24 protein-coding genes are annotated in these 23,500 nt (G+C 67.6%); 16 read left to right on the forward strand and 8 right to left on the reverse strand.

What is annotated here, in order from left to right; genetic code table 11:
- Positions 1 to 215: 215 nt before the first annotated feature.
- Together H7290_RS11945 and H7290_RS11950 are read left to right on the forward strand one after the other, a co-directional pair.
- Positions 216 to 1,019 carry a crotonase/enoyl-CoA hydratase family protein gene (locus H7290_RS11945; protein WP_290514241.1) on the forward strand — a complete coding sequence of 268 codons (804 nt, stop codon included), beginning with the start codon at positions 216 to 218 and terminating at the stop codon, positions 1,017 to 1,019.
- A gap of 145 nt (positions 1,020 to 1,164) precedes the next feature.
- Positions 1,165 to 1,929, forward strand: a complete 765-nt coding sequence (locus H7290_RS11950) for a class I SAM-dependent methyltransferase (RefSeq protein ID WP_290514242.1) — start codon at positions 1,165 to 1,167, stop codon at positions 1,927 to 1,929.
- A gap of 19 nt (positions 1,930 to 1,948) precedes the next feature.
- Here H7290_RS11950 and H7290_RS11955 read toward each other — a convergent pair whose 3' ends face one another.
- Positions 1,949 to 3,097 carry a glycerophosphodiester phosphodiesterase gene (locus H7290_RS11955; protein ID WP_290514243.1) on the reverse strand — a complete coding sequence of 383 codons (1,149 nt, stop codon included), beginning with the start codon at positions 3,095 to 3,097 and terminating at the stop codon, positions 1,949 to 1,951.
- A 107-nt stretch (positions 3,098 to 3,204) separates the two neighbouring features.
- On the reverse strand, positions 3,205 to 3,732 hold the full coding sequence (locus H7290_RS11960) for a TetR/AcrR family transcriptional regulator (protein ID WP_290514244.1): 528 nt from the start codon (positions 3,730 to 3,732) through the stop codon (positions 3,205 to 3,207).
- Between the two features lie 95 nt (positions 3,733 to 3,827).
- Between H7290_RS11960 and H7290_RS11965 the strand changes: the two genes are divergently transcribed.
- Positions 3,828 to 5,354: an MFS transporter gene (locus tag H7290_RS11965; RefSeq protein ID WP_290514245.1), complete on the forward strand. Its 1,527-nt coding sequence runs from the start codon at positions 3,828 to 3,830 to the stop codon at positions 5,352 to 5,354.
- A gap of 103 nt (positions 5,355 to 5,457) precedes the next feature.
- Here H7290_RS11965 and H7290_RS11970 read toward each other — a convergent pair whose 3' ends face one another.
- Positions 5,458 to 6,369 (reverse strand): LysR family transcriptional regulator, encoded by a 912-nt coding sequence (locus H7290_RS11970; protein ID WP_290514246.1) that lies wholly within the window; start codon positions 6,367 to 6,369, stop codon positions 5,458 to 5,460.
- Between the two features lie 73 nt (positions 6,370 to 6,442).
- Between H7290_RS11970 and H7290_RS11975 the strand changes: the two genes are divergently transcribed.
- Entirely contained in the window at positions 6,443 to 7,333 is an 891-nt protein-coding gene (locus H7290_RS11975; protein WP_290514247.1) for an EamA family transporter, read from the forward strand.
- Here the strand turns inward: H7290_RS11975 and H7290_RS11980 are convergent.
- The gene (locus H7290_RS11980; protein ID WP_290514248.1) at positions 7,299 to 7,865 is read right to left on the reverse strand and encodes a TetR/AcrR family transcriptional regulator; all 567 of its coding nucleotides are present in this window, start codon (positions 7,863 to 7,865) and stop codon (positions 7,299 to 7,301) included. The two genes, H7290_RS11975 and H7290_RS11980, sit on opposite strands and share 35 nt — an antisense overlap.
- A gap of 46 nt (positions 7,866 to 7,911) precedes the next feature.
- Between H7290_RS11980 and H7290_RS11985 the strand changes: the two genes are divergently transcribed.
- The 3 genes from H7290_RS11985 to H7290_RS11995 are packed head-to-tail and all read left to right on the forward strand — an operon-like array spanning position 7,912 to position 12,268.
- Positions 7,912 to 9,453, forward strand: coding sequence for a carboxyl transferase domain-containing protein (locus H7290_RS11985; protein ID WP_290514249.1), 1,542 nt, complete (start codon positions 7,912 to 7,914; stop codon positions 9,451 to 9,453).
- Between the two features lie 11 nt (positions 9,454 to 9,464).
- The gene (locus tag H7290_RS11990; protein ID WP_290514250.1) at positions 9,465 to 11,342 is read left to right on the forward strand and encodes a biotin carboxylase N-terminal domain-containing protein; all 1,878 of its coding nucleotides are present in this window, start codon (positions 9,465 to 9,467) and stop codon (positions 11,340 to 11,342) included.
- On the forward strand, positions 11,339 to 12,268 hold the full coding sequence (locus H7290_RS11995) for a hydroxymethylglutaryl-CoA lyase (RefSeq protein WP_290514251.1): 930 nt from the start codon (positions 11,339 to 11,341) through the stop codon (positions 12,266 to 12,268). Before H7290_RS11990 ends, H7290_RS11995 begins: the two co-directional genes overlap by 4 nt.
- 44 nt (positions 12,269 to 12,312) lie before the next feature.
- Here the strand turns inward: H7290_RS11995 and H7290_RS12000 are convergent, their stop codons facing one another.
- Both H7290_RS12000 and H7290_RS12005 read right to left on the reverse strand, forming a co-directional pair.
- Complete coding sequence (locus tag H7290_RS12000; protein WP_290514252.1) at positions 12,313 to 12,690, reverse strand: hypothetical protein; 378 nt, start codon at positions 12,688 to 12,690, stop codon at positions 12,313 to 12,315.
- A 35-nt stretch (positions 12,691 to 12,725) separates the two neighbouring features.
- Entirely contained in the window at positions 12,726 to 13,400 is a 675-nt protein-coding gene (locus H7290_RS12005) for an EcsC family protein (RefSeq protein ID WP_290514253.1), read from the reverse strand.
- A 65-nt stretch (positions 13,401 to 13,465) separates the two neighbouring features.
- Between H7290_RS12005 and H7290_RS12010 the strand changes: the two genes are divergently transcribed.
- The 3 genes from H7290_RS12010 to H7290_RS12020 all read left to right on the forward strand — a co-directional run bounded on the left by H7290_RS12010 (position 13,466) and on the right by H7290_RS12020 (position 15,465).
- Positions 13,466 to 14,428 carry a phosphotransferase gene (locus H7290_RS12010; protein WP_290514254.1) on the forward strand — a complete coding sequence of 321 codons (963 nt, stop codon included), beginning with the start codon at positions 13,466 to 13,468 and terminating at the stop codon, positions 14,426 to 14,428.
- A complete protein-coding gene (gene aat / locus H7290_RS12015) occupies positions 14,425 to 15,084 on the forward strand; it encodes a leucyl/phenylalanyl-tRNA--protein transferase (protein ID WP_290514255.1) in 660 nt (219 codons plus the stop codon). The genes H7290_RS12010 and aat overlap by 4 nt, the downstream gene beginning before the upstream one ends.
- Before the next feature lie 108 nt (positions 15,085 to 15,192).
- Positions 15,193 to 15,465: an HU family DNA-binding protein gene (locus tag H7290_RS12020; protein ID WP_290514280.1), complete on the forward strand. Its 273-nt coding sequence runs from the start codon at positions 15,193 to 15,195 to the stop codon at positions 15,463 to 15,465.
- A 192-nt stretch (positions 15,466 to 15,657) separates the two neighbouring features.
- Here the strand turns inward: H7290_RS12020 and H7290_RS12025 are convergent, their stop codons facing one another.
- Entirely contained in the window at positions 15,658 to 15,975 is a 318-nt protein-coding gene (locus H7290_RS12025) for a rhodanese-like domain-containing protein (RefSeq protein WP_290514256.1), read from the reverse strand.
- Positions 15,976 to 16,101: 126 nt separating this feature from the next.
- Here H7290_RS12025 and H7290_RS12030 point away from each other — a divergent pair, with 126 nt between their 5' ends.
- The gene (locus H7290_RS12030) at positions 16,102 to 16,536 is read left to right on the forward strand and encodes an ATP-binding protein (protein ID WP_290514257.1); all 435 of its coding nucleotides are present in this window, start codon (positions 16,102 to 16,104) and stop codon (positions 16,534 to 16,536) included.
- A gap of 63 nt (positions 16,537 to 16,599) precedes the next feature.
- Positions 16,600 to 17,442, forward strand: a complete 843-nt coding sequence (locus H7290_RS12035; RefSeq protein ID WP_290514258.1) for a DUF5926 family protein — start codon at positions 16,600 to 16,602, stop codon at positions 17,440 to 17,442.
- A 46-nt stretch (positions 17,443 to 17,488) separates the two neighbouring features.
- Here the strand turns inward: H7290_RS12035 and H7290_RS12040 are convergent, their stop codons facing one another.
- Positions 17,489 to 18,670 (reverse strand): arginine deiminase, encoded by a 1,182-nt coding sequence (locus H7290_RS12040; RefSeq protein WP_290514259.1) that lies wholly within the window; start codon positions 18,668 to 18,670, stop codon positions 17,489 to 17,491.
- A gap of 94 nt (positions 18,671 to 18,764) precedes the next feature.
- On the opposite strand from H7290_RS12040, the gene H7290_RS12045 reads away from it, so the two are divergent.
- The 4 genes from H7290_RS12045 to H7290_RS12060 all read left to right on the forward strand — a co-directional run bounded on the left by H7290_RS12045 (position 18,765) and on the right by H7290_RS12060 (position 23,471).
- Entirely contained in the window at positions 18,765 to 19,475 is a 711-nt protein-coding gene (locus tag H7290_RS12045) for an HAD family phosphatase (protein ID WP_290514260.1), read from the forward strand.
- Positions 19,472 to 21,958 carry a glycosyl hydrolase family 65 protein gene (locus H7290_RS12050; RefSeq protein ID WP_290514261.1) on the forward strand — a complete coding sequence of 829 codons (2,487 nt, stop codon included), beginning with the start codon at positions 19,472 to 19,474 and terminating at the stop codon, positions 21,956 to 21,958. Before H7290_RS12045 ends, H7290_RS12050 begins: the two co-directional genes overlap by 4 nt.
- An 87-nt stretch (positions 21,959 to 22,045) precedes the next feature.
- Entirely contained in the window at positions 22,046 to 22,423 is a 378-nt protein-coding gene (locus H7290_RS12055; RefSeq protein WP_290514262.1) for a hypothetical protein, read from the forward strand.
- Positions 22,424 to 22,445: 22 nt separating this feature from the next.
- Positions 22,446 to 23,471 (forward strand): adenosine deaminase, encoded by a 1,026-nt coding sequence (locus H7290_RS12060; protein ID WP_290514263.1) that lies wholly within the window; start codon positions 22,446 to 22,448, stop codon positions 23,469 to 23,471.
- Positions 23,472 to 23,500 lie beyond the last annotated feature (29 nt).

Consider the following 23,500-nt stretch of genomic DNA (forward strand, 5'->3'; position numbering starts at 1 on the left):
ATTTGGGCATCCCTGCCGCGTACTGACGACGACCGCCTCTAGCAGGTGGTCGAGTCCGTCGGGCCACCCACCACGATGGTGCTCGGCGGGCCGGGGTGGCCGCACCACGATGGCCCCCAAACACTGAAGGCCAGCGCTTCCCTTCAGTCCACGATCGAGCAAATCAGGGCACTCGTCGGCTGATCGACGTCGTCTGCGCCCGGTAATCTGGGCGGATGACCGAATCTCCTCGTGTTCTCACCGAGATCGACGGCCCCATCGCCTATGTGACCCTCAATCGGCCCGACAAGCTCAACGGTGTCGACCTCGAGACGATCAAGGAACTGATCTCGGCAGCGGAGTCGCTGCGGGGCAACCGGGACATCCGTGCAGTGGTGCTGCAGGGCAACGGCCGGTCGTTCTGCGCGGGTCTCGATTTTGGCGCCGCCTTCAAGGACAAGAAGAAGGTTGCTCGATTCTTCTTCGCGGGCCCTCGGACGGTCAACACGTTCCAGAAGGTCAACTGGATCTGGCGCGACCTCCCCGTGCCTGTCATCGCGGTCATCCACGGCCACTGCTACGGCGCCGGGCTGCAGCTGGCGGTAGGTGCAGACTTCCGCTTCACCACACCCGACGCCATCTGGTCGATCCTCGAGGCCAAGTGGGGCCTCGTCCCCGACATGGCCGGCACGGTGCCGTTCGGCGAGCTCTTGCCGGCCGATGTGGCGATGCGCCTGGCCATGACGGGCGAGTCGTTCACCGGCGAGCGCGCCGCCGAGCTGGGTCTGGCGACGGAGGTCAGCACCGACCCCCTCAAGGCTGCGCTCGATCTCGTCGAACAGATCGTCGAACGTTCGCCCGACTCGGTCGCGGCCACGAAGAAGCTGATGTACGCCAACCGGCACGGCAGCATTCGGCAGGCATTCCGGCTCGAGCGAAGGCTGCAGGCGCTGATGTTCAAGTCCCGCAACACGACCATCGCGCGCAAGGCTGGTATGTCCAAGGGCACGCCGGAGTTCGGCCCGCGCACCTTCGGCTGACCCCTCGCCGGGCCTGGGTCAGGCGAATCGCGGGGAAGCAGTGGGCTCGACGTTGCGGGGGGTCCTGGCGTCGGGGCATGTGGATCGAGACGAGAACGGCCGACGTTCTTTCGAAGCCTGCCGGCCCGGTTGCTAGGGTTCTTTTGTGAATGACGACAAGCCCTCCAAGAAGGTTGCCAACCAGTACGAGCGTGGCTACGACTACACGAAGTACTGGGACAACCGTGACTACGAGAACGCCGCCGAGCACATCGCGATCCGGCGCCTGCTGAAGGGCAAGCACTTCTCGGCTGCCGCCGACATCGGCGGAGGATTCGGACGGCTGTGCATCCTGTTGCGCACCTTTTCCGACAAGGTCACGCTGGCGGAGCCCGCAGCGACCCAGCTCGAGGCTGCCAAGGAGGTGCTCCAGGGCACCGACATCGCCCAGGTGCAGATGCAGGCGGACGACCTGAAGTTCGCCGACGGCGAGCTCGACCTCGTCACGATGGTGCGCGTGATGCACCACATCCCCGAGCCGTCGGCAGAGTTCGCCGAGATCTCACGCGTGCTCGCGCCCGGCGGTACCGCGATCATCGAGGTGGCCAACTACGGCCATTACAAGAACCGTCGGCGCCACCGCAAGGAAGGCACCCCCATGCCGACCGAGCCGGTGAGCATCCGCACCGTCAAGGCGGACGAACCGGACGCGATCGCGTTCGTCAACCACAACATCGACACCGTCGTCGGGCAGCTGGAGGCTGCGGGGCTGCGGCTGGAGAGCAAGCTCTCGGTGTCGAACCTGCGAAGCCAGAAGCTGAAGCGCGCCCTGCCCAAGAGCGCGATGATCGCGGCGGAGCGGGCCACCCAGCGTTACCTCGCCAAGAGCAACTTCGGACCGAGCATCTTCCTCAAGCTTCGTAAGCCCTGACAACCCGGAAGAAACGGGGTCAGTTCTTGTCGTCGTACCAGTCGCGGGCGGCGTCGGCGCTGTCCGGGTAGTCGGCGAAGACGCCATCCAGACCGGCGTCGAAGAATGTCTTCAGCTCGGCGAAGATGTCACCCTTGGCGTTCGGATCGGTACCGACGCGGAAGTCGGCCGGCAGGAACTGATTTTCGTCGCGGAACGTGTAGGCAAGGACCTTCAGACCGGCTCGGTGAGCGTCGTCGACCACGGGGCTCGGCTCGGTCAGAAATCCCTTCGCGTCCCGCGGGATGATGCTGTTCTTCTCCGGTCCGAGCCAGTCGGCGTACTGTGCGACCTTGCGCAGTCCGGCTGGCGACATGATGTCGGCATAGGTGCGCGGGTCGCCGGCCACGACCAGGTCGTAGGGAGCGCCGACGGCAGAGGTGAGCTGCTCCAGCGGGACGCGGGTCTGGGTGGCGAGGCTACGCAGGTTCGTCGTCTCGAATGACTGGATCAGGACCTTCGACCGGGCAGAGTCAAGGCCGGTCTTGCGCAGTGAACGGAGCATCGGCCGCTCGAGGGGCAGGCCGATCGAGCGGAAGTAGGTCGGGTGCTTCGTCTCGGGCGCGACACCGATCGTGCGGCCTTGCTTGCGGCTCTCGCTCTTGACGAGCGCCAGCACTTCGTCGAACGTCGGGATGTTGAACTGCCCGTCGTAGCGGGTGTTGCCCGGACGAACGGCGGGCAGCCGCTCCTTCGCGCGGAGCGTACGGAGCTCGGCGAGGGTGAAGTCCTCGGTGAACCACCCGGCGAGGTTGACGCCGTCGATGCTCTTGGTGGTCTTGCGCTGGGCGAACTCGGGGTGGTCGGCCACGTTCGTCGTGGTGCTGATCTCGTTCTCGTGCCGCGCGACGAGGACGCCGTCCTTCGTGCTCACGAGGTCGGGCTCGATGTAGTCGGCTCCGAGTCGAATGGCCAACGCGTAACCAGCGAGGGTGTGCTCGGGGCGATATCCGGGTGCGCCTCGATGCCCGAAGACCGTGATCTTCTGGGCGTGCGGGTGGTGGCGGCCGGCCAGGACCTTGTTGGTGTCGGGCGTGGCGGTGGCCGGTGCGGCCAGGAGGCCGACGGCGAGAGCGGCCGCGCCGATGACGTGGACAGCGCGGCGGACGTGTGGCTGGGGTAACGACATGTGCAGAGTTCAGGGCTGCTGGATGGCCGTGCCCTGTCCGTCGTGTGGCCTGCGGGTGAACAGTGGCAGAGAGCTGGGTGGAGACAGCCGCGCGCGGCCCGTTCGGGCTAGAGCACGTCGAGACGTCTGAGCACGTCGCGCACGTGCTTGAGGGCGTTCTTCTCGCTCAGGCCCGTGGTGTCGTCGAAGTAGAGTCCGTCGCCGATGAGCTGGATGGTGCGCGCCAGCGACTCATCACCGAGGTGCTCGCGCAGGACGGCGATCCAGCCTTCTCGGAGGTCGGCGAGCGCGGCTGATGCTCGGGAGTCGTTCTCCTGGGCGATGCGCGCGGCGGCGATGAGTGCACGGTCGAAGGCGCTGCCGGTGTTCATCGAGGTAGCGAGGTAGAACTCGACCGGCCCGTTGCTCGCGGTGCGCATCTTGGCGGCATCGGCGGCACCCTGCTCCCGAAGTCGGGTGAGCATGGCCTCGACCAGCTCGTCCTTGCTGTGGAAGTGGTAGAGCAACCCGCCCTTGGACACCTCCGCCATCGCGGCGACGGCGTCGAGAGTGGCGGCCCGGCTGCCGGCAGTGACGAGAAGTGTCTCGAAGGCATCGAGCAGGCGGTCATGAGTCGAACGTTCGGTGGCCACCATGTGAGCATCCTAGCGAGAGGAATATCACCACCTCCCCGCTCGTTACTATACCGTCTGGACGGTACAGTAGTTTAGGCCGCAAGGGAGGAGGAAAGATGTCCACGATCGACCCGCGCTACCTCCAGGAGCGCAGTTCCGAACGACGAGCCGGACCCCGCGAGTGGCTTGCTCTGGGTGTCCTCATGCTCCCGGTCCTGCTCACCTCGATCGACAACACCGTGCTGAGCTTCGCTCTGCCCCAGGTCAGCGTCGCGCTCCACCCCACGGGTGAGCAGATGCTGTGGCTCGTTGACATCTACCCGCTGATGCTCGCGGGTCTGCTGATCGCGATGGGCAGCCTCGGCGACCGCATCGGGAGGCGCAAGCTGCTGTTCATCGGCTCGGTCGGCTTCGGCATCGCCTCGGTGTGCGCTGCGTTCAGCCCCAGCGCCGAGGCGTTGTTCGCCTCGCGCGCACTGCTCGGCGTCTTCGGCGCGACACTCATGCCGTCGACCCTCTCGCTGATCCGCAACATCTTCGCGCACCGTGACGACCGCCGGCTCGCCATCGCCACGTGGGCATCAATGTTCGCCGGCGGCGCTGCGCTCGGCCCGGTCGTCGGCGGTTGGCTCCTCGAGCACTTCTGGTGGGGCTCCGTCTTCTTCATCAACGTGCCGATCATCATCGTGTTCCTGGTGGCCGCGACGGTCCTGCTGCCCGAGTCGCGTGATCCGAGACCGGGTCGCATCGACGTGGTGAGCATCGTGCTGTCGATGACGACGATGCTGCCGCTGGTCGTCGGCATCAAGCAGGTTGCCGAGCACGGTTTCAGCGACCTTGCCCTGACGGGCTTCGGTGTCGGCGTGGCCAGCGCGGTGGCGTTCATCCGTCGCCAGCGTCGGCTTCGGGATCCGATGATTGACATGTCGCTGTTCTCGGACCGGGTCTTCAGCGGCGCCATCGTCGCCAACCTGTTGAGCCTGATGGGCTACGCCGGCTTCGTGTTCTTCGCGGCGCAGTTCCTGCAGCTCGTCGTCGGCCTGTCGCCGCTCGCTGCCGCCACCGTGCTGCTGCCAGGCCTCGTCGTGACGGTATTCGCCGGCTTCGCCGCGGTGCGCCTCGTACGCATCTTCCCTGCGCGGGTTCTCGTCTCAGGAAGCTTCGTGCTATCCGCCTCGGGCTATGCGATTGCGGCCTTCCTCGGCACGCCGACCACGACGTCGGTCATGGTCGCCTTCGCGGTCCTCGGTCTGGGCATCGGCCTGGCCGAGACCCTGACGAACGACCTGATGCTCTCGAGCGTCCCCCCGTTCAAGGCCGGCGCCGCGTCGGCCATCTCCGAGACCGCGTACGAGATTGGTGCGGTGCTGGGCACGGCGGTGCTCGGCAGCATCCTGACATCGACCTACCGCTCGCACCTCACGATCCCGTCGGTCGCGCAGTACGGCGACACCAACTCGTCGTTCGAGACGCTCGGTAGCACTGTTGAGTACGCGCGGAACTATCCGAACGAGGTGGGGGCGAACCTTGTGCAGTCTGCCCATGCGGCCTTCAACCTCGGCGTACAGCTGACCTCGGCCGTCGCGATCGGTGTCGCACTGGCGGCCGCACTGGTGTCGTGGCGCTCCCTCGAGGATGCCTGAGAAGAATGATGCACCGGGGCCTGCTCCACCGTCGGGGAGGCTGCTCGTCGCACCACCCGACGCGTGGGTCAACGACTGGGAGATGGCTGTCTCGAGACCAGGTTCACGGCTCGATCGACATCAGGAAGAGGTCCTCGAGCTCGCGCTGAACGAGCTGCCGGGCGGGGTTGTCGGTGCTCGATCTGCGCCACAGCGCACTGACCTGGCGGCGCGGGGTCGGGTCGATCACGGGGATGGAGCGGACTCGCGGCGAGAGCGGCTCGCGTCCGAGCCGGGGGACGAGGGCGACGGCGACGCCGTGCTCGACCATCGCGGCGTGGGTCGAGTAGGAGCCGTCGAAGTAGCGGACGTCGGGACGCTGTCCGTGCAGCGCAAACATGTGTACGAGCCACTCGTGGCAGATCGTGCCGGCGGGGGTCGTGACCCATCGTTCGTGCAGGAGGTCCATGGGGCTCACCGAGTCCCGCATCGAGAGCGGGTGGTTCCAGGGCAGCAGGACGTCGGCCTCGTCGTCGACGAGCCGGAGCTGTTCGAGGGTCGCCGGCAGGTCCAGCGGGAGCGTGTTCCAGTCATGGACGATCGCCAGGTCGGCGCCGCCCCGCTCCACGAGGGTGACGGACTCGCGTGGGTCGGACTCCACGACCGTGACGTCGAGATCGGGTGCGGACGACCGGAGTCGTGCCAGTAGTGGAGCGATGATTCCGCGCGACCCGGTGGAGAACGATGCCACCCGCAACGAGCCTCTAAGCTCTTGGGCCCCACCGACCGCGAGGTTTTCCACCTGCTCGAGGTCAGCGAGCAGCTGGGTGCCGCGCTGTGCAAGAAGGCGGCCGCGTTCGGTGAGGATGACGCCTCGACCCACCCGCTCGAGCATGGGAGATCGGCTTTGACGCTCGAGCTTCTTGATCTTCTGCGAGACCGCGGAGGGGGTGAAGTCGAGCGCAGCTGCCGCCGACACGATGCTGCCATGGTCGCGAACAGCGATCAGGGCCCGAAGTGCTCCCACATCGATCATGAAGCAACCGTACGGCGTTTCACTCACAAACCATCGCTGGTGCTTCATTGTGACAATGAGAGAGACTGGCAGCATGTCGCTCAAGCACAGCCTGCTCGCGATGCTGGTGATGCTGGTGTGGGGCGCCAACTTCGTGGTGATCGACGAAGGGCTCGCCGACGTTCCTCCGCTGCTCTTCCTCGCGATGCGCTTCACCATCGTGTCGCTGCCCCTCGTGTTCTTCATCCCTCCACCGAAGGCACCGTGGCGCGCCGTCGTCGCCGTCGGCACATTCATGAGCCTCGGACAATTCAGCCTGCTCTACCTCGCACTCCACCTGGGCATGCCGTCGGGGCTGGCGTCGCTGGTGCTGCAGGCTCAGATCATCTTCACGATCGTGATAGCCACCGTCGTCATCAAGGAGCACCCGACCAGGCGTCAGATCGTCGGTGCCTCTATCGGCACGGCGGGGTTGGCGCTGGTGGTCGTGGCCCACGGCGTATCGGCCCCGATCGTGCCGGTTCTGGTGATGCTCGGCGCCGCGATGTCGTGGGCGATCGGCAACGTCATCACTCGCCGTGCGGGCGTGGCGTCAGGCCTGTCGCTCGTGGTGTGGTCCGCCCTTGTGGTGCCGGTCCCAGCCCTCGTCCTGTCGCTGCTGCTCGACGGCGGTGACGAGGTCGGCCGCGCGCTCACACACCTCTCGGGCACGGCGATCGCGAGCACGGCTTACACCGCTCTCGGCGCCTCGCTCCTCGGCTACGGAATCTGGAACAGCCTCCTCGCCCGCCACCCGGCCAGCGCGGTGGTGCCCTTCGTCCTGCTGGTGCCGGTCGTCGGCATCGCAACGGCCTGGATCGTGCAGGACGAGGTTCCGACGGCCCTCGAGCTGGTGGGTGGGGCAGTGATGTTGACAGGTGTCGCGGCAGCGACGGTGCGTGGGCGGAGGCCTACGCCCGCAGTGCCGATCGCGCCATCAGCGTGAGCCGGTCACGCATCGCCGACTCGCTGATGCGTGCGCTGTGGGGTGTGGAGTTGAGAAGCCCAAATGTCGCCTGCACCGCCGCACGCACCTCGGACGGGTCGAGGTCGTCACGGATCTGGCAGATCGTGTCGACCCACACGTCGATGTAGTCGAGCTGGAGCGAACGAACCCTTTTGCGGCCGGCGCTGTCGAGGTTCGACCACTCCCGCTCCTGGATCACGATGAGCGACGGATTGCCGAGGGCGAAGTCGATGTGCCACCCGATGAGGGCGTCCAGCGCCTGGTGGGGCGCGGGGGCTGCCGCCACCCGAGCTCGACCTTCGGCAAGCAGCCGCTCACTGATCGCTGTGAGCGCGTGGGTGAGGATGTCGTCCTTGCCGGCGAAGTGCTTGTAGAGCGCGGGGCCTGAGATGCCGCAGGCCGCACCGATGTCGTGCACGGACACCCCGTGGAACCCGCGCTCTGCGAACAACGTCGCAGCGGTGTCGAGGATCTGCTCACGGCGGGTGCTTGTCCCTTGGTCGGTGGCCACGTCACCAGCCTAGCCGCATGAGGTTAACGGCTGTTAACCTCATGGCATGCGAGAACTCGTCGAGCAGCTGCGCACCCGACTCACGACCGTGCGCGAGGGTGGCAGCGAGGCGTCACGAGAGCGGCACGTCGCCCGGGGCAAGCTGCTCCCGCGTGATCGCATCGACCACCTCCTCGACCCGGGATCGCCCTTCCTCGAGATCGCCCCACTCGCCGCCTGGGAGATGTATGGCGGCGCGGTGCCCAGCGCCGGCATCATCACCGGCATCGGTCGGGTGAGCGGTCGCGAGTGCGCCATCATCGCGAACGACGCCACGGTGAAGGGCGGGACGTACTACCCGCTGACGGTCAAGAAGCATCTTCGGGCGCAGACCATCGCGCAGCAGAACACGCTGCCCTGCCTCTACCTCGTCGACTCCGGGGGCGCTTTCCTTCCGATGCAGGACGAGGTGTTTCCGGACCGTGAGCACTTCGGCCGGATCTTCTACAACCAGGCGCAGATGTCCTCCCTCCGAATCCCCCAGATCGCGGCAGTGATGGGCTCCTGCACGGCCGGCGGTGCCTACGTCCCGGCCATGAGCGACGAGACCGTCATCGTGAGGGATCAGGGCACGATCTTCCTCGCAGGACCACCGCTGGTGAAGGCCGCGACCGGCGAGGTGGTGTCGGCAGAGGACCTCGGCGGCGGTGACGTCCATGCGCGAACGTCCGGGGTGGCCGACCACCTTGCGGACGACGACGAGCACGCGCTGCAGATCGTGCGCTCGATCGTTGGCACGCTGGAGCGCCCGACGAGCACCCCCCCGCCGCACGAGCCGGCCGAGCCCGTCGAAGATCCCGAGACCCTCTACGACGTGGTGCCGGTCGACGGACGCACGCCGTACGACGTCCGCGAGGTCATCCGTCGGGTGGTCGACGACTCGAGACTCCACGAGTTCAAGCCGTTGTACGGCGAGACCCTCGTCTGTGGGTTCGCCCGCATCTGCGGCTACCCCGTCGCGATCGTCGCGAACAACGGCATCTTGTTCAGCGAGTCCGCCCTCAAGGGGGCGCACTTCGTCGAGCTCGCCAACCAGCGGGGCATCCCCCTCGTGTTCCTGCAGAACATCACGGGCTTCATGGTCGGGCAGGAGTACGAGAATCGCGGAATCGCCAAGGACGGCGCCAAGCTCGTCACCGCGGTCGCCTCGTCGGTCGTCCCCAAGTTCACCGTCGTCATCGGGGGGTCGTTCGGCGCAGGCAACTACGGCATGTGCGGCCGGGCCTACGACCCGCGCTTCCTGTGGATGTGGCCCAATGCGCGCATCTCGGTGATGGGCGGGGAGCAGGCCGCGTCGGTGCTGGCCACGGTGCGCCGCGACGGCCTCGAGGCCAAGGGCGAGGAGTGGTCAGCCGATGACGAGGCGGCCTTCCGCGCTCCGCTCCTGGCCCAGTTCGAGGAGCAGGGATCGCCGTACTACTCCTCGGCGCGGCTCTGGGACGACGGCATCATCGACCCCGTCGACACGCGGCGGGTCCTGGCCATGGGCCTGCAGGTCGCGTCCGCCACACCGATCCCTGAGCCGCGCTTCGGGCTCTTCAGAATGTGAGTGCCACCCTCATGCCATCCAGCTCGAAGCCCTTCAGCTCGGTCCTGATCGCCAACCGTGGCGAGATCGCCGCTCGAGTCATCCGGGCCTGCCGAGAGGTCGGCCTGCGCAGCATCGCGGTGTACTCCGACGCAGACGCCGACGCGCCATATGTGCGCCTGGCCGACGAGTCGGTGCGCATCGGACCCACCCCGGCTGCCGAGTCCTACCTGTCGGTCGAGCGGATCCTCGCCGCTGCCAGGTACGCCGGGGCCGAGGCGATCCATCCCGGCTACGGCTTCCTGTCCGAGCGCGCCGACTTCGCGCGGGCAGTGGTGGAGGCCGGCCTCGTCTTCATCGGGCCGACGGCCGACGTCATGGACGTGATGGGCCGCAAGGACCGCGCACGCACCATCGCCGAACGCGCAGGTGTGCCGGTCACTCCGCAGTTCGACCCGGCCGACGTGCCAGCTGACGCCTATCCCGTCATCGTCAAGGCCGCGGCGGGCGGTGGTGGCAAAGGCATGCGCATCGTTCGCGAGGCGGCTGCGCTCGAAGCCGCTGTCGACGCTGCAGGTCGCGAGGCCGCCTCAGCCTTCGGCGACGACACCTTGCTGATCGAGAAGTACGTCGAGGCGGGCCGCCACGTCGAGGTGCAGGTGTTCGGCGACGAAGCCGGCAACATCGTGCACATGTTCGAGCGCGACTGCTCAGTGCAGCGTCGGCACCAGAAAGTCGTCGAGGAGGCGCCGGCCACCGGCATCGGCGCTGACCTGCGCCGCACGCTCCACGACTCATCCGTGGCGCTGTGTCGCGAGGTCGGCTACACCGGCGCAGGAACGGTGGAGTTCCTCGTGGCAGATGGCGAGGCCTACTTCCTGGAGATGAACACGCGCCTCCAGGTCGAGCACCCCGTCACCGAGGCGATCACAGGGCTCGACCTCGTGAAGTGGCAGCTGACCGTGGCGGCCGGACACGACCTCCCCCTCGGCCAGGCCGAGATCACCGAGACCGGGCACGCCATCGAGGTGCGGGTCTACGCCGAGGACCCGTACGCCGGCTTCCTGCCGCAGGCCGGGCACGTCCTCGACGTGGCGTGGCCCGGCGGAGCGCGCATCGAGTCCGACCTCGAGCGCGATGCTGAGGTGTCGACGGCGTACGACCCGATGCTCGGCAAGATCGTGGTCGCGGGTGGCGACCGCGAGGAGGCAAGAGCTCGGATGGTCGAGGCTCTCGACGACACCTGCATCTTCGGAGTCGTGACCAACGTCGGGTTCGTCCGCAGGCTCGTGGCCAGCGACGAGTTCGCGCGCGGTGACATCCACACGTCGTGGCTGGACGGCGACGAAGCCGGCGCGGTGGACCTGCTGACCTTGCCCGAGGTGCCCGCTGACGCGGTGCATGCCGCGGCCGCACTGTGGGCGCGCTACGAGGTCGCCACGACCCATGACCCCTTCGGACTGGCCGACGGCTGGCGCTCGGGCGCCGAGCCAGCGCCAACGCTCGTCACCCTCGTCGACGAGGCCGACAGGTCGTGGACGTTCGCGTTCACCGTGGACGAGACCGCCACCGACGCCTCCGCCCTTGCCATCATCGACGCGGACGGCAACACGATCGGGTGGCAGGGACAACCCTGGAGCCTCGCCCGCCCCGATCCGATGCGCGGAGGGCACCAGCGCGGCGTCTCGACCGACGCGGACATCGTCTCGCCCATGCCCGGCACGGTGTTGCGGGTCGACGTCTCTGAGGGCGACGTCGTGACGCTGGGCCAGCAGCTCGGCGTCGTGGAGGCCATGAAGATGGAGCTCGCACTCGTGGCTCCGTACGACGGGGTGGTTGCCTTCGTGGGTGCGGAAGCAGGTCGGCAGGTGCCCATCAAGCACCTCCTCTTCACGGTGGATCCGACATGACCGGCCCCGGCCCCAGCGTCGTCCGCGACGCCTCGCTTCCGTCGGCGGTGACGATCTACGAGGTGGGGCCCCGGGACGGGCTGCAGAACGAGTCGACGATCGTGCCGCTGGACGCCAAGGTGGAGTTCATCACGCGGCTCATCGACGCCGGCCTCCCGATCGTCGAGGCAACCAGCTTCGTGCACCCGCGATGGGTTCCTCAGCTCGCCGACGCCGCCGACCTGGTGGCTCGCCTGCCACTCACCGGTCCCGTGCCCTTGCCGGTGCTGGTGCCCAACGAGCGCGGGCTCGATCGAGCGCTCGAGGCCGGCTGCTCACACGTGGCCATCTTCGGCAGCGCGACCGAGACCTTTGCGCAGAAGAACCTGAATGCCACGCTGGAGTCGCAGCTGACGATGTTCGAGCCCGTCGTCACGCGCGCCCTCGAGGCGGACGTCGACGTGCGCGCCTACGTCTCGATGTGCTTCGGCGATCCGTGGGAGGGCCCGGTCGCTGTCGAGCAGGTGGTCGCCGTCGGCGCCAGGCTGCTCGAGCTGGGTGCGACGCAGCTCTCGCTCGGCGACACGATCGGAGTCGGCACAGCGGCGCACGTCGGCATCTTGATCGACGCCTTCGGTGCGGCGGGCATCGGGGTCGACCGGCTCGCGATGCACTTCCACGACACCTACGGCCAGGCGCTCACCAACGCGTACGCCGCGCTGCGTCACGGCATCACGACGTTCGACGCCTCGGCGGGCGGGCTTGGCGGGTGCCCATATGCAGAAAGTGCGACGGGCAACCTCGCGACAGAAGACCTGGTGTGGATGCTCAGCGGGCTCGGCATCGAGCACGGTGTCGACCTCGACGCCCTGGTGGCCACCAGCGTGTGGATGGCCGGGGTGCTGGGGCGAGAGAGCCCGAGCGCCGTGGTGCGAGCGCGCGGCTGAGCTGCGCTGGGGGACAGGACGTGCCAAACCGGTGAAGGGTTCGTCTAGGCGGACTGGGGAAGCCTGGCCGACACCCGGGACGACAGAAGTGCGTATTGCGCGTCGAGCCGTGTGAGCCCAGTGGGCCGAACGACGTCGAGAGCGCCCACGACTCGCTCGTGTGCCATGAACTGCTCGAGCGTGATGTCGACCTGCTCGCCGTCGGGCAACCGGTTCCACCAGTGGAAGTCGACCCGCACGCCGTCGACCACGACCTCGCCGATGACGAGTGAGCCCCCGATGTGATCGTGGATGACGAGTGCCGTGGTGGCGCACTGCCCACGAGCGGGGTTGTCGGGCGTCCAGTCGGCGACGTCCTCGGGCGCGCACGTGTCGGGCCCCCACGACTCGCGCAGCGCGAGGATCACGGCTTCCAGCGTCATGATGACGACCCTAGGGGCCACCACCGACATGCGCGCTACGAGTGAAGACGACGGTCGCGGAGCTCGTCGGCGGCGAACTGCCCGATCTGCCAAGTCGCCAACGCGTCGCTCGAGGCGCCGACGGCGCCGCCCAGCAGCGGCACGCGGCGCCCGACAAGGGTGATGGCCCGCCTGCCGGCGGTGCGTCCGACGAGCTCGGAGGTCACCTCGCGCGACAGGGTCTCGTCGAGCTCGGGGTCGTGGACGGGCGACGTCGCGAGTGCCATCGGCGAGGATGGCAGCCGGTGCCCCTTGATGAGGTCCTTGACAGCATCTTCACCGAGCATGCAGGCGAGGATGGCGTTGCGGACCCGGGGGTCCTCGAGGTCGTAACCGCGCAGGTGGGCAACGCCTGCGACGAGGTGGCACTGCACGACAGTGACCCCGACGACGTTGGCCGGCACCGAGAACGCGAGCACCGCGAATCCGCCGAGGTTCGTGACGAAGCCTTGCAGTCCGGCCAGGGTTGAGTGGAGGCGGACGAGCCCGCGGATGGCCCGCTCGACATCACCGTCGTGATCGACCAGCTTGGTCTCGGCGGACGCGGCGGCAGACCGCAGGGGTCCGATGCCGTCGATCGCGTGGTCGAGGACTGTACGCACGTAGCCGGAGGCGACCTGCGGTGCCAGCTTCGCTCCGGCACTGAGGGCGGCACTGTGGCGGATTCCCATGCACCAAGCATCCCTCATCCGTAGTCTTTCCACCCGTTGCGGGTGCATCGCCCTAGGCTTGCCCCATGGGCCGGCCCTTCTCCGATCGCGTCGCTGGGGCCGACTGGCGGCGCGAGGTCAGCGCCTGGATCTCCGAGCAGCTCCAGCTGCGGGGCCACTGGGTCACGGGGACTATCGCCCAACCGCGCATCCGCCCGTGGTCGACCCAGCTCACCGTTCCGACCAGCGAGGGGTTGATGTGGTTCAAGGCGAATGCCGTGGGGCTCACCTTCGAGCCGGGGCTGCAGGCAGAGCTCTCACGGATCGCTCCTCACTCGGTCGACAAGCCGTACGCGATCGACGCGGAGAGGGGATGGATGCTGACCCGCGAGCTGGGAGAGACGCTGGGCGACTCGCACGAGCTGACCGAGGACGACTGGCGCAGGCTCCTCGGTGAGGTCGCGGCGATCCAGCGGGCTGCCGCCGACCATCGCGAAAGTCTGCTCATCGCCGGCCTGCCCAACTTCGCTCCCGTGACGGTTCTCGACAGGTACGACCGGGTGGTCGAGGTCTTCTCCTCATTGCCCGACGGACACCCCGCCCACGTCTCGGCGGACCTCCGGGGCCTGCTCCGCACGGCACGCCCGGCAATCGCGCGCGCGGTCGACACCCTGACGGAGTCGTCCCTTCCGGTCACGTGGCAGCACGGTGATCTGCACCCCGGGAACGTCTTCGCGGTCGGCGACCGGTTGAAGCTGTTCGACTTCGGAGACGGGCAGTGGGCCCATGCCGCCGAGGTGATGTGCGTGCCGTACGGGTGGATCACGACCATGACGCCTCACTCGTGGCCGGCCGTGCTCAACGCCTACCGCGAGGTGTGGGAAGTGCAGAGTGCAGATCTTGACGACCAGCTCGCCGCGGCCACCCTGACCCAGGCTGTCAACCGGGCCGTCAGCTGGTCGACGTCCCTCGACGAGGCCACTGCTGCGGAGTGGGCGCAGTGGGGCGCCTTCCCCCTCCATCACCTGACCCGTGTGCTCGAGCCGTGACCGCCCAGCCCCGGCCGCTGCCCCCGTCCAGCTGGCAGTTCGACCCGACAGCCTGGCCCCCTGAGGACTGTGTGGCCGCGGGAGCGGACCTCGAGCCGGGCACGATCATCGAGGCGTACCGCCACGGCGCCTTCCCGATGCCCCACGAAGGTGAGCTGCTCTGGTGGTCGCCGATGCAGCGCGGTGTGCTGGAGCCCTCGGCTGTGCGCGTCAGCAGGTCGTTGAGCAGGTCGATGCGTCGGTACGAGATCACGGTCGACGACTCGTTCGAGGAGGTCATCGATGCGTGCGCCGACCCCTCGCGCCCCGGTGCGTGGATCGACTCTCCGATCCGCGAGGCGTTCGTGAGGCTGCACCGGCTCGGCTGGGGGCACTCGGTGGAGACACGCGACGCAGAGGGGACTCTCGTCGGCGGTCTCTACGGCTTGAGCATCGGGTCGTTGTTCGCGGGCGAGTCGATGTTCCACCACGCGACGGACGCATCGAAGGTCGCGCTCGTTGCGCTGGCACGAATGATCGGCGACGAGGCACTCATCGACACGCAGTGGCGTACTCCCCACCTCGGGTCGTTGGGTGTCACCGAGTGGCCCCGTGACCGTTACCTGGCTGAGATCGGCCACCACATCGACGCCCCGAGACCCGGGGGATGGCCTTGATAGCAGGCCGAAAGCGGACAACATCAGCCGGGGTGGGGAAGAGCCGTCGGCGCAACTTCATAGGATGGTTGGCGCACACACCATCACTCACAAGGAGCTTTTGTGGCTATCTCACGCAACGACCTCGTCGCTGCCCTCGCTTCGAAGGCCGGCACCAGCAAGGCCGAGGCCGACGCAGTCCTCTCGTCCTTCAGCGAGATCCTGCTCGACTCCGTCAGCAACGGTGAAAAGGTCTCGATCCCCGGCATCCTGTCGGTCGAGCGCGTCAAGCGCGCTGCTCGTACCGGCCGCAACCCGTCGACCGGCGAGACGATCGACATCCCAGCCGGTTTCGGCGTCAAGGTGAGTGTCGGGTCGCGCCTCAAGGCCGCGGCCAAGTAGCACCTGCACCACCGAACAACACCCGCGCCACCCCAGTACGACGAGCAGCGCCGCCAGGACAGGTCCCGACGGCGCTGTCGGTCGTCTACGAGGTCGGGCGTCCTCTGTGAACGTGGACGTCATGTCCACGGCCTACCACCGGCACCGCCCGCTGTACGCCGTCGGCGCGATCATCGACCGGTGGCCCCCGGGTCAGCGAGTGACCGGGCGCCCAGCCTGTTCCCAGGCCTCCATGCCACCGTCGACATTCGTGACGTCGTGACCCCGGGCCTGCAGCCAAGCGGTGGCGCGTGCTGATCGCCCGCCCAGGTGGCACACCACCACGGTCTTGGTGGATGGGTCCAGCTCACCAACGCGCACCGGTAGGTCACCCAGCGGGATGTGGACGGCGCCGTCGATGTGCCCGGCCGCCCACTCATGATCCTCGCGGACGTCCAGGACCACGAGGTCAGCCGGAATCGAGGCCGGGATGATCTGGATGTCAGCGGTCGAGATGTCGGATTCGTTCATGGGTCCATGGTCCATCCCCCGACGAGTGTGATGAGAACGAGGGGTGTTTCTTTTCCAAGAGGGTGGCAAAGAACCCCTCGGAGTAGTTAGTTTGGACTACATGCGCGACCGTCGATGTGCTCGTCAGTGGTCCGAGGCAGCCACTTCCTCGGATCGGCGGGCCGCATGAAGGCGCACGACACGATCTGCCTGCCATTCGTGTCGTCCACCCCCAGCGTGGCTCGCACCCGCCTCGCGGCGTTCCTCACGGTGCACCGGGCCTCCGACGTGGTGCTCGACAACGCGCTCATCGTGATCAGCGAGATGATCGCCAACGCGGTCAGCCACGGCGTACCGACGCCCGACGGGACGATCGAGATCTCTTGGTCGCTCAACGGCACGCTCCTCGAGCTCAGCGTCTACGACGCGGGTGTCGGTGGCTCCCTCACTCCTGTCGAGTTCGACGAGGACTCGCTCAGTGGTCGCGGACTGTCGATCATCAACAGGGTTGCCGACCGTTGGTGGGTCGACATGTCCACCGGGACGCGCGTCAACGCCGAACTCGTCCTCACCCCTCACTGACGCGGCGGTCGTGCCGCCCCGCGCCGGTCCGCGCGGCGCCAGCACCGCATAGACTCGCCCCTCGTGGGAAAGAAATCGCGACTCAAGAACAAGGCCGCCAAGAAGGAACGCATGCCGTACGTGGTGCGCACCTTCGCCGGACTCCCCCGCGAAGCCGACTGGATCGCCCTGCGCGAGTTCGTGCCGTCGGCATCCGCCGTGGTGAAGCTCAAGGACAGTGACCGCACAGTTCGGGTCTGCTCGTTGCTGCCGGGCAACGGAGCCGGCATCGTGCGGCCGAACGGCGAGATCTGGCTCGGGTTGCAGGTAGGGCACAACTTCGGCGACATCAGCCGCGACTACGCGTACGTGATCGAGACGGCTCTGGAGACTGAGCCCGGCAACCCGGTGCCCATGGCCGATCCCGGAGTCGGCGCGCGGCTGCAGGATCTCATCGACCCGGCGAGCGACTTCGACGTCGAGGTGCACGACGGCTTCGACTACTGGGTCGAGGGTGTCGATGACTCGGAGCGGACGGCTGACCTGCTCGCCGAGGCCAACGAGACGATTGCTCCGACGGTGCGTCTGGAGTCGGTCGATGCCGCGTACTGGACCGAGATGGCCCCGCACCGCTACCTGCGGTGGGTCATGACGCACGACGAGCCGACGCTGCTCGACGCGCTGGCCCGGCTCCGGCAGCGCGGCGATGACACCCTCGGCGAGGCCAGCAAGCTCATCGGACACTTCCGGGCTCACGGTCTGATCGTCCCGGTGTGGGAGTTCGAGGTCGATGCTGCCGCACTGGAGGGTCCGGCCGTGGAATTTGCCGCGCGGCTCGATGAGGCACTCGCGGACGACAGCCCGCTCACGACGCAGCAGCGGTCCGCACGGGGCGCCCTGATCAGCGGCCAGATCACGATCCACTAGTCACAGTCGCGCCGTGCGGACCCCGATGCTGGCTGCGAGTGATCGGTCAGTCGCGATCGACCGGGCACGACATGCAGCGGGGACCGCCCCGACCGGAGCCGAGCTCGGAGCCGCTGATGGCGACGACCTCGACACCGTGGTCCTCCAGCCGGGCGTTGGTCTGCTCGTTGCGCTCGTAGGCCACGGCGAGCCGCGGCCCGATCGCGAGGGTGTTGTTGCCGTCGTCCCACTGCTCACGCTCGGCCGTCACAGGGTCAAGACCGGTGTCGATCTGGTGCAACGTGTCGATACCCATCGCGGCAGCGGCGCCGTCGAAGAACGAGGTCTCGGGCGCGACGACGAGTCGGTCGTCCACGAGCGTGACGGCATGGGCCCGCAGGGTGTGCGCCATGTTGGGGTAGATCACGACAGTGTCGACATCGACCATCGTCACGATCGTGTCGAGATGCATGGTGGCCCGTTCCTGGGCGATGGGGACCGCAAGCACCGTGCGCGCCATGCCACCGGAGAGCACCTGGTGGGCGAACCTCTCGAACCCGGCGGGGGTCGTGCGCTCGCCGACACCGACGGCGATGACACCTGGCGCGAGCAGCAGCACGTCGCCACCCTCGAGGTGCTCCAGGTGCGGACCGTGGACGCGGGGTGAGGCGGCGAAACGCGGGTGGCACTCGTAGATCAGTCCAGTCAGCTGGGTCTCGCGCTCGCGGGCCGGCATCGCAAGACTCGTCACCGCGACGCGACCCGGCAGCCACACCGAGGAGTCGCGGGTGAAGAGGAGGTTGGGGAGCGGGTCGATCAGGAAGTCCTCGGGCGCGAGCAGGCTCGTGACGATGCTGCGGAAGCTCGTCACCTCGTCGTTGCGGAGGCCGGCTGTCAGCGTGAGGGCGAGCTCGTCCGGCGCGAGGTCGGTCATCACGGTGGCAAGGTGCTCACGGAGCCCGTCGCCGAGACGCAGGCTCGCAGTCGTGCTCTCGATGATGCGTGCGCGGGCGGCCGGGTCTGCCAGCGCCTCGATGAGGAGGTCGACGAGGTAGAGCACCTCGACGTCGTGGTCGCGCAGGGCCTGGGCAAAGGCGTCGTGCTCGTCCTGCGCGCGGCCGAGCCACGGGATGCCGTCGAACAGCAGCTGGTCGTTGTTGCGCGGGGTGAGGCGGGCGATCTCGGGGCCGGGCCGGTGCAGCATGACCGTGCGCAGGCGACCGACTTCACTGTCTGCTCCGAGACTCATCGTCACAGCCTAGGGCGTCGGTCGCCCGCGTTGTGGCGCGCGACGCAGGGCATGGTTTACCGCTTGAACGCCCGACAGGCTTACGCTCCTTCGTGTGGACTGGAACGACTTCGATGCTGCCCTGTTCGACCTCGACGGCGTCATCACGCCGACCGCTGAGGTGCACATGCGCGCCTGGGCGCAGATGTTCGGCGCCTATCTCGAGGAACGTGGTGTGAGCGAGCCCTACACCGACGACGACTACTACCGGTTCGTCGACGGCAAGCCCCGCTACGACGGGGTGAGATCGTTCCTGCAGTCACGCGACATCGAGCTTCCCGAGGGCCATTCGTCTGACGAGCCAACGGCGCAGACCGTCTCCGGTCTGGGCAACCGCAAGAACGTCGACTTCGCGCAGATCCTGGAATCTGAGGGTGTGGTGCCCTATCCCGGATCGGTCCTTCTGGTGGACGCGCTCATCGCACGTGGCACCAAGATGGCCATCGTGTCGAGCTCGCGCAACGCGCCGGCGGTGCTGAAGGCGGCGGGGATGCTCGACTTGTTCCCCGTGATCGTCGACGGCAAGGTGGCGGGCGAGCGGGGCCTGGCCGGCAAGCCCGCACCTGACACGTTTCTCGACGCCGCCGCGCAGCTCGGTGTGCCCAAGCAGAGAGCCGTGGTCTTCGAAGACGCGCTGTCGGGCGTCGCGGCAGGCCGTGCAGGCCACTTCGGCCTCGTGGTCGGCGTCAACCGGGGCGTCGGCGCCGACAAGCTCACCGACAACGGTGCAGACGTCGTGGTCGACGACCTCAGGGAGCTGCTGTGACCGAGCTGTCGCACGAGGTTCCCGAGGTGCGCGACTTCCTCGACCGCGCGCGCTATCCCGTCGATGAGTGGAAGCTCGTCGAGAGCCACATCGACAACGACAACCTCGGCACCACCGAGACGCTGTTCTCTGTCGGCAACGGCTACCTCGGGCTACGGGGCAACGTCGATGAGGGACGTGACTCGTTCTCTCACGGCACCTACATCAACGGTTTCCACGAGACCTGGCCGATCCAGCACGCCGAGGAGGCGTTCGGCTTCGCCCGCGTCGGCCAGACCATCGTCAACGCACCCGACGCCAAGGTCATCCGTCTGTACGTCGACGACGAGCCGTTGCTCCTCTCGATCGCCGACCTGATGGAGTACGAGCGGACGCTCGACTTTCGCAGCGGCGTCATGACCCGGGAGATCCTCTGGCGCACCCCCGGCGGCAAGCGTGTGCAGATCCGCTCACGCCGCATGGTGTCGTTCACGCAACGCCATCTGGCCGTGATGACCTTTGAGGTCACGATGCTCGACGACTACGCACCGGTGGCGATCTCGTCGCAGGTCCTCAACCGGCAGGACGGCGAGGACGAGTACCACGTGCGCTCGAAGTCGATGGGTGAAGGTGTCGACCCCCGCAAGGCCAGCAGCATGCGTCACCGCGTCCTCCTGCCCCAGAGCAACTGGGGCACCGTCGCTGACGGACGGATGGCGCTCGGTTACCAGTGCGCCGAGAGTGGCATGACGATAGCCGTCGCGGCCGACCACCGGCTCGAGACAGCCAACAACTACACCAAGCGCATGCAGACCGACGACGACCTCGCGAAGATGACCTACCGCGTCGACGCTGAGCCGGGCCAGCCGATCGTGCTGACCAAGCTGGTCAGCTATCACACATCTCGCGGCGTACCGTCCCGCGAGCTGCTCGACCGCTGCCGTCGCACGCTCGACCGTGCGCAGGAGGAAGGCCTAGATCGTCAGTTCGAAGACCAGCGCACCTGGCTCGACGACTTCTGGACCCGCTCGGACGTCGAGCTCCCCGGCCAACCCGAGCTGCAGCAGGCGGTGCGGTGGAACCTCTTCCAGATCGCCCAGGCATCTGCCCGCGCCGAAGGCACCGGCATCCCGGCCAAGGGGGTCACGGGCTCCGGCTACGGCGGCCACTACTTCTGGGACACCGAGGTCTACGTCCTGCCGTTCCTGACCTACACGACCCCCCGCGCGGCTCGCAACGCCTTGAGGTTTCGCTACACGCTGCTCGACGCCGCGCGGAGCCGGGCCAAGCAGCTTGCCCAGCAGGGTGCGCTCTTCCCCTGGCGCACCATCAACGGCGAGGAAGCATCCGCCTACTACGCGGCCGGCACCGCGCAGTACCACATCGACGCCGACATCTCGTATGCCTTGAGCCAGTACCTCGCCGCCACGGGCGACGTCGACTTCCTCACCCGCGAGGGCATCGACGTGCTCGTCGAGACCGCCCGCATGTGGGTCGACCTCGGCTTCTGGCGCAACGAGGAGGACGGCACGTTCCACATCCACGGCGTGACCGGACCCGATGAGTACACCACCGTCGTCAACGACAACCTGTTCACCAACGTCATGGCACGCTTCAACCTCCGCCGGGCCGTCCAGGCAGTGCGTGAGCTCTCGGAGCGCGACGGCATCGAGTACGACCAGGTCGTGGCACGTCTCGAGCTCGACGAGCGCGAGGTCGCCGACTGGGAGCGTGCCGCCGACGACATGGCCATCCCGTTCGACGAGCACCTGGGTGTACACCCGCAGGACCAGCATTTTCTCGAACGAGAGGTGTGGGACCTCGCCAACACCCCGATGGACAAGCGGCCACTGCTCCTGCACTACCACCCGCTGGTGATCTACCGGTTCCAGGTGCTCAAGCAGGCCGATGTCGTGCTGGCGCTGTTTCTTCAGGGCGAGCACTTCACCGCCGAGGAGAAGCGCGCCGACTTCGAGTACTACGACCCGATCACGACGGGTGACTCGACGCTCTCCGCCGTCGTCCAGTCGATCATCGCGGCAGAGGTCGGCTACCACGATCTCGCTCTGCGCTACTTCCTCGCCGCGTTGTTCGTCGACCTCGCCGACCGCCACTCCAACACCTCCGACGGCGTTCACGTCGCCTCCACCGGCGGTGTGTGGAGCGCCCTCGTCAATGGCTTCGGCGGCTTTCGGGACCAGGGTGGGGTGTTCAGCCTCGATCCGCGTCTGCCACTGGAGTGGGAGTCACTGACCTTCAGGCTCACCCTGCTCGGAACCCGCGTCCGGGTGACGGTGCGACCCGACTGCGTCGAGCTCGCCGTCGAGGAGGGCAAGGAGGCCACTCTCCTCGTGCGCGGACAGGAGGTCACCGTGCTGCCGGGCGATCCGATCTCCGTCCCGATCGTCGGCCAGGGTCCGCTCCTCGAGGGTGAGCCACTGCCGGTGCCGGGCAGGCGACGCGCAGACGGCACCATCATCGCGGCGATCGTGCCGGGCACCTGATCGCTGCCACCTGACTGGCTGCCAGACGATCTCGGCGGTTCCTCGGCACAGATTGGTGTCCCGTGGAACCATCGAGGAGTGATTACCGTGACTTGGAAGACCGCCGACGGCAACAGTGGCCAGATGGTTGTCGATGCCGACCACAAGTGGACGTTCGGGCGCGCGGGTGGCCCAGACGCCCCGACGGTGGGTGTGGACAATCCGTTGATCAGCCGCGCAGCGCTGGTCATCCGCGATGCCGGACCCGGTCCGGTCGTGTTCCGTGGGCAGCGTGACAACGGTGCCCGGGTCGCCCTGATCAGCGTGATCGGGTCGATCACCTGGCTCGACGAGGGCACGGCAGGCAACCTCAGCGCCGAGGAGAACCGGGTCGAGCTCTCCCTGAACGACGAGGTGCTCGTGACGGTCGACGTCGACTTCGAGCAGCGCGGCTCGGTCGTCGAGAGGCAGCAGCAGACCGCCTGAGGTCACCCGGCACAATCTGACCATGTCGTTCGTCGAAGGTCTTCCCAAGGCCGAGCTGCACGTGCACCACGTCGGGTCTGCCTCTCCACGCATCGTGTCCGAGCTCGCCGCCCGCTACGAGGGTGACACCCCGGTACCGGTCGATCCGGAGAAGCTGGCCGACTTCTTCACCTTCACCGACTTCGCCCATTTCATCGAGGTCTACCTGTCGGTGGTCGACCTGATCCGCACGCCCGAGGACCTGTGGACGCTGACCTATGAGGTGGCTCGCGACCTCGCCGCTCAGAACGTCCGCTACGCCGAGCTGACCCTCTCGCCCTACACGTCGATCATCCGGGGCATACCCGCCGAGGCCTTCTGCGAGTCGGTCGAGGACGCGCGACGTCAGGCTGAGGCCGACCTCGACATCACGATGCGGTGGTGCTTCGACATCCCGGGCGAGTCGGGACTGCCGGCTGCTAATGTCACGCTCGACGCGGCACTGCGTCTGCGTCCCGACGGCCTTGTCAGCTTTGGTCTCGGGGGTCCCGAGGTCGGCGTGCCCCGGCCGCAGTTCGCTCCACACTTCGCGAAGGCCCTCGCCGCGGGTCTGCGCAGCGTCCCGCACTCGGGCGAGTCGACCGGGCCCGAGACGGTGTGGGACGCGATCCACCATCTCGGCGCCGAACGCATCGGGCACGGCATCGCCGCGGCGCAGGACCCGATCCTGATGGCCTACCTGGCCGAGCACGACATCACGCTCGAGGTGTGCCCGACATCCAACGTCTGCACGCGATCCGTGCCGTCGATGGCCGAGCACCCGCTGCCGATCCTTGTCGCCGCGGGTGTGCCGGTGACCATCAACTCCGACGACCCGCCGATGTTCGCCACGACCCTCAACGCCGAGTACGAGGTGGCCCGCGATCTGCTCACGCTCGACGACCGGGGCGTCGCCGACCTCGCGCGGGCCGCCGTCCGTGCCTCGTTCGCCGGCGAGACGACCAAAGCCACGATTCTCAGCGAGATCGACGCTTACGAGTCCCCAAGATCTGGCGCCTCAAGCACCTAGAATCTGCAGATTCGGCCGAGATCAGATGC

Origin of the sequence: Aeromicrobium sp., assembly GCF_014378035.1 — a bacterium.
Classification (GTDB): domain Bacteria; phylum Actinomycetota; class Actinomycetes; order Propionibacteriales; family Nocardioidaceae; genus Aeromicrobium.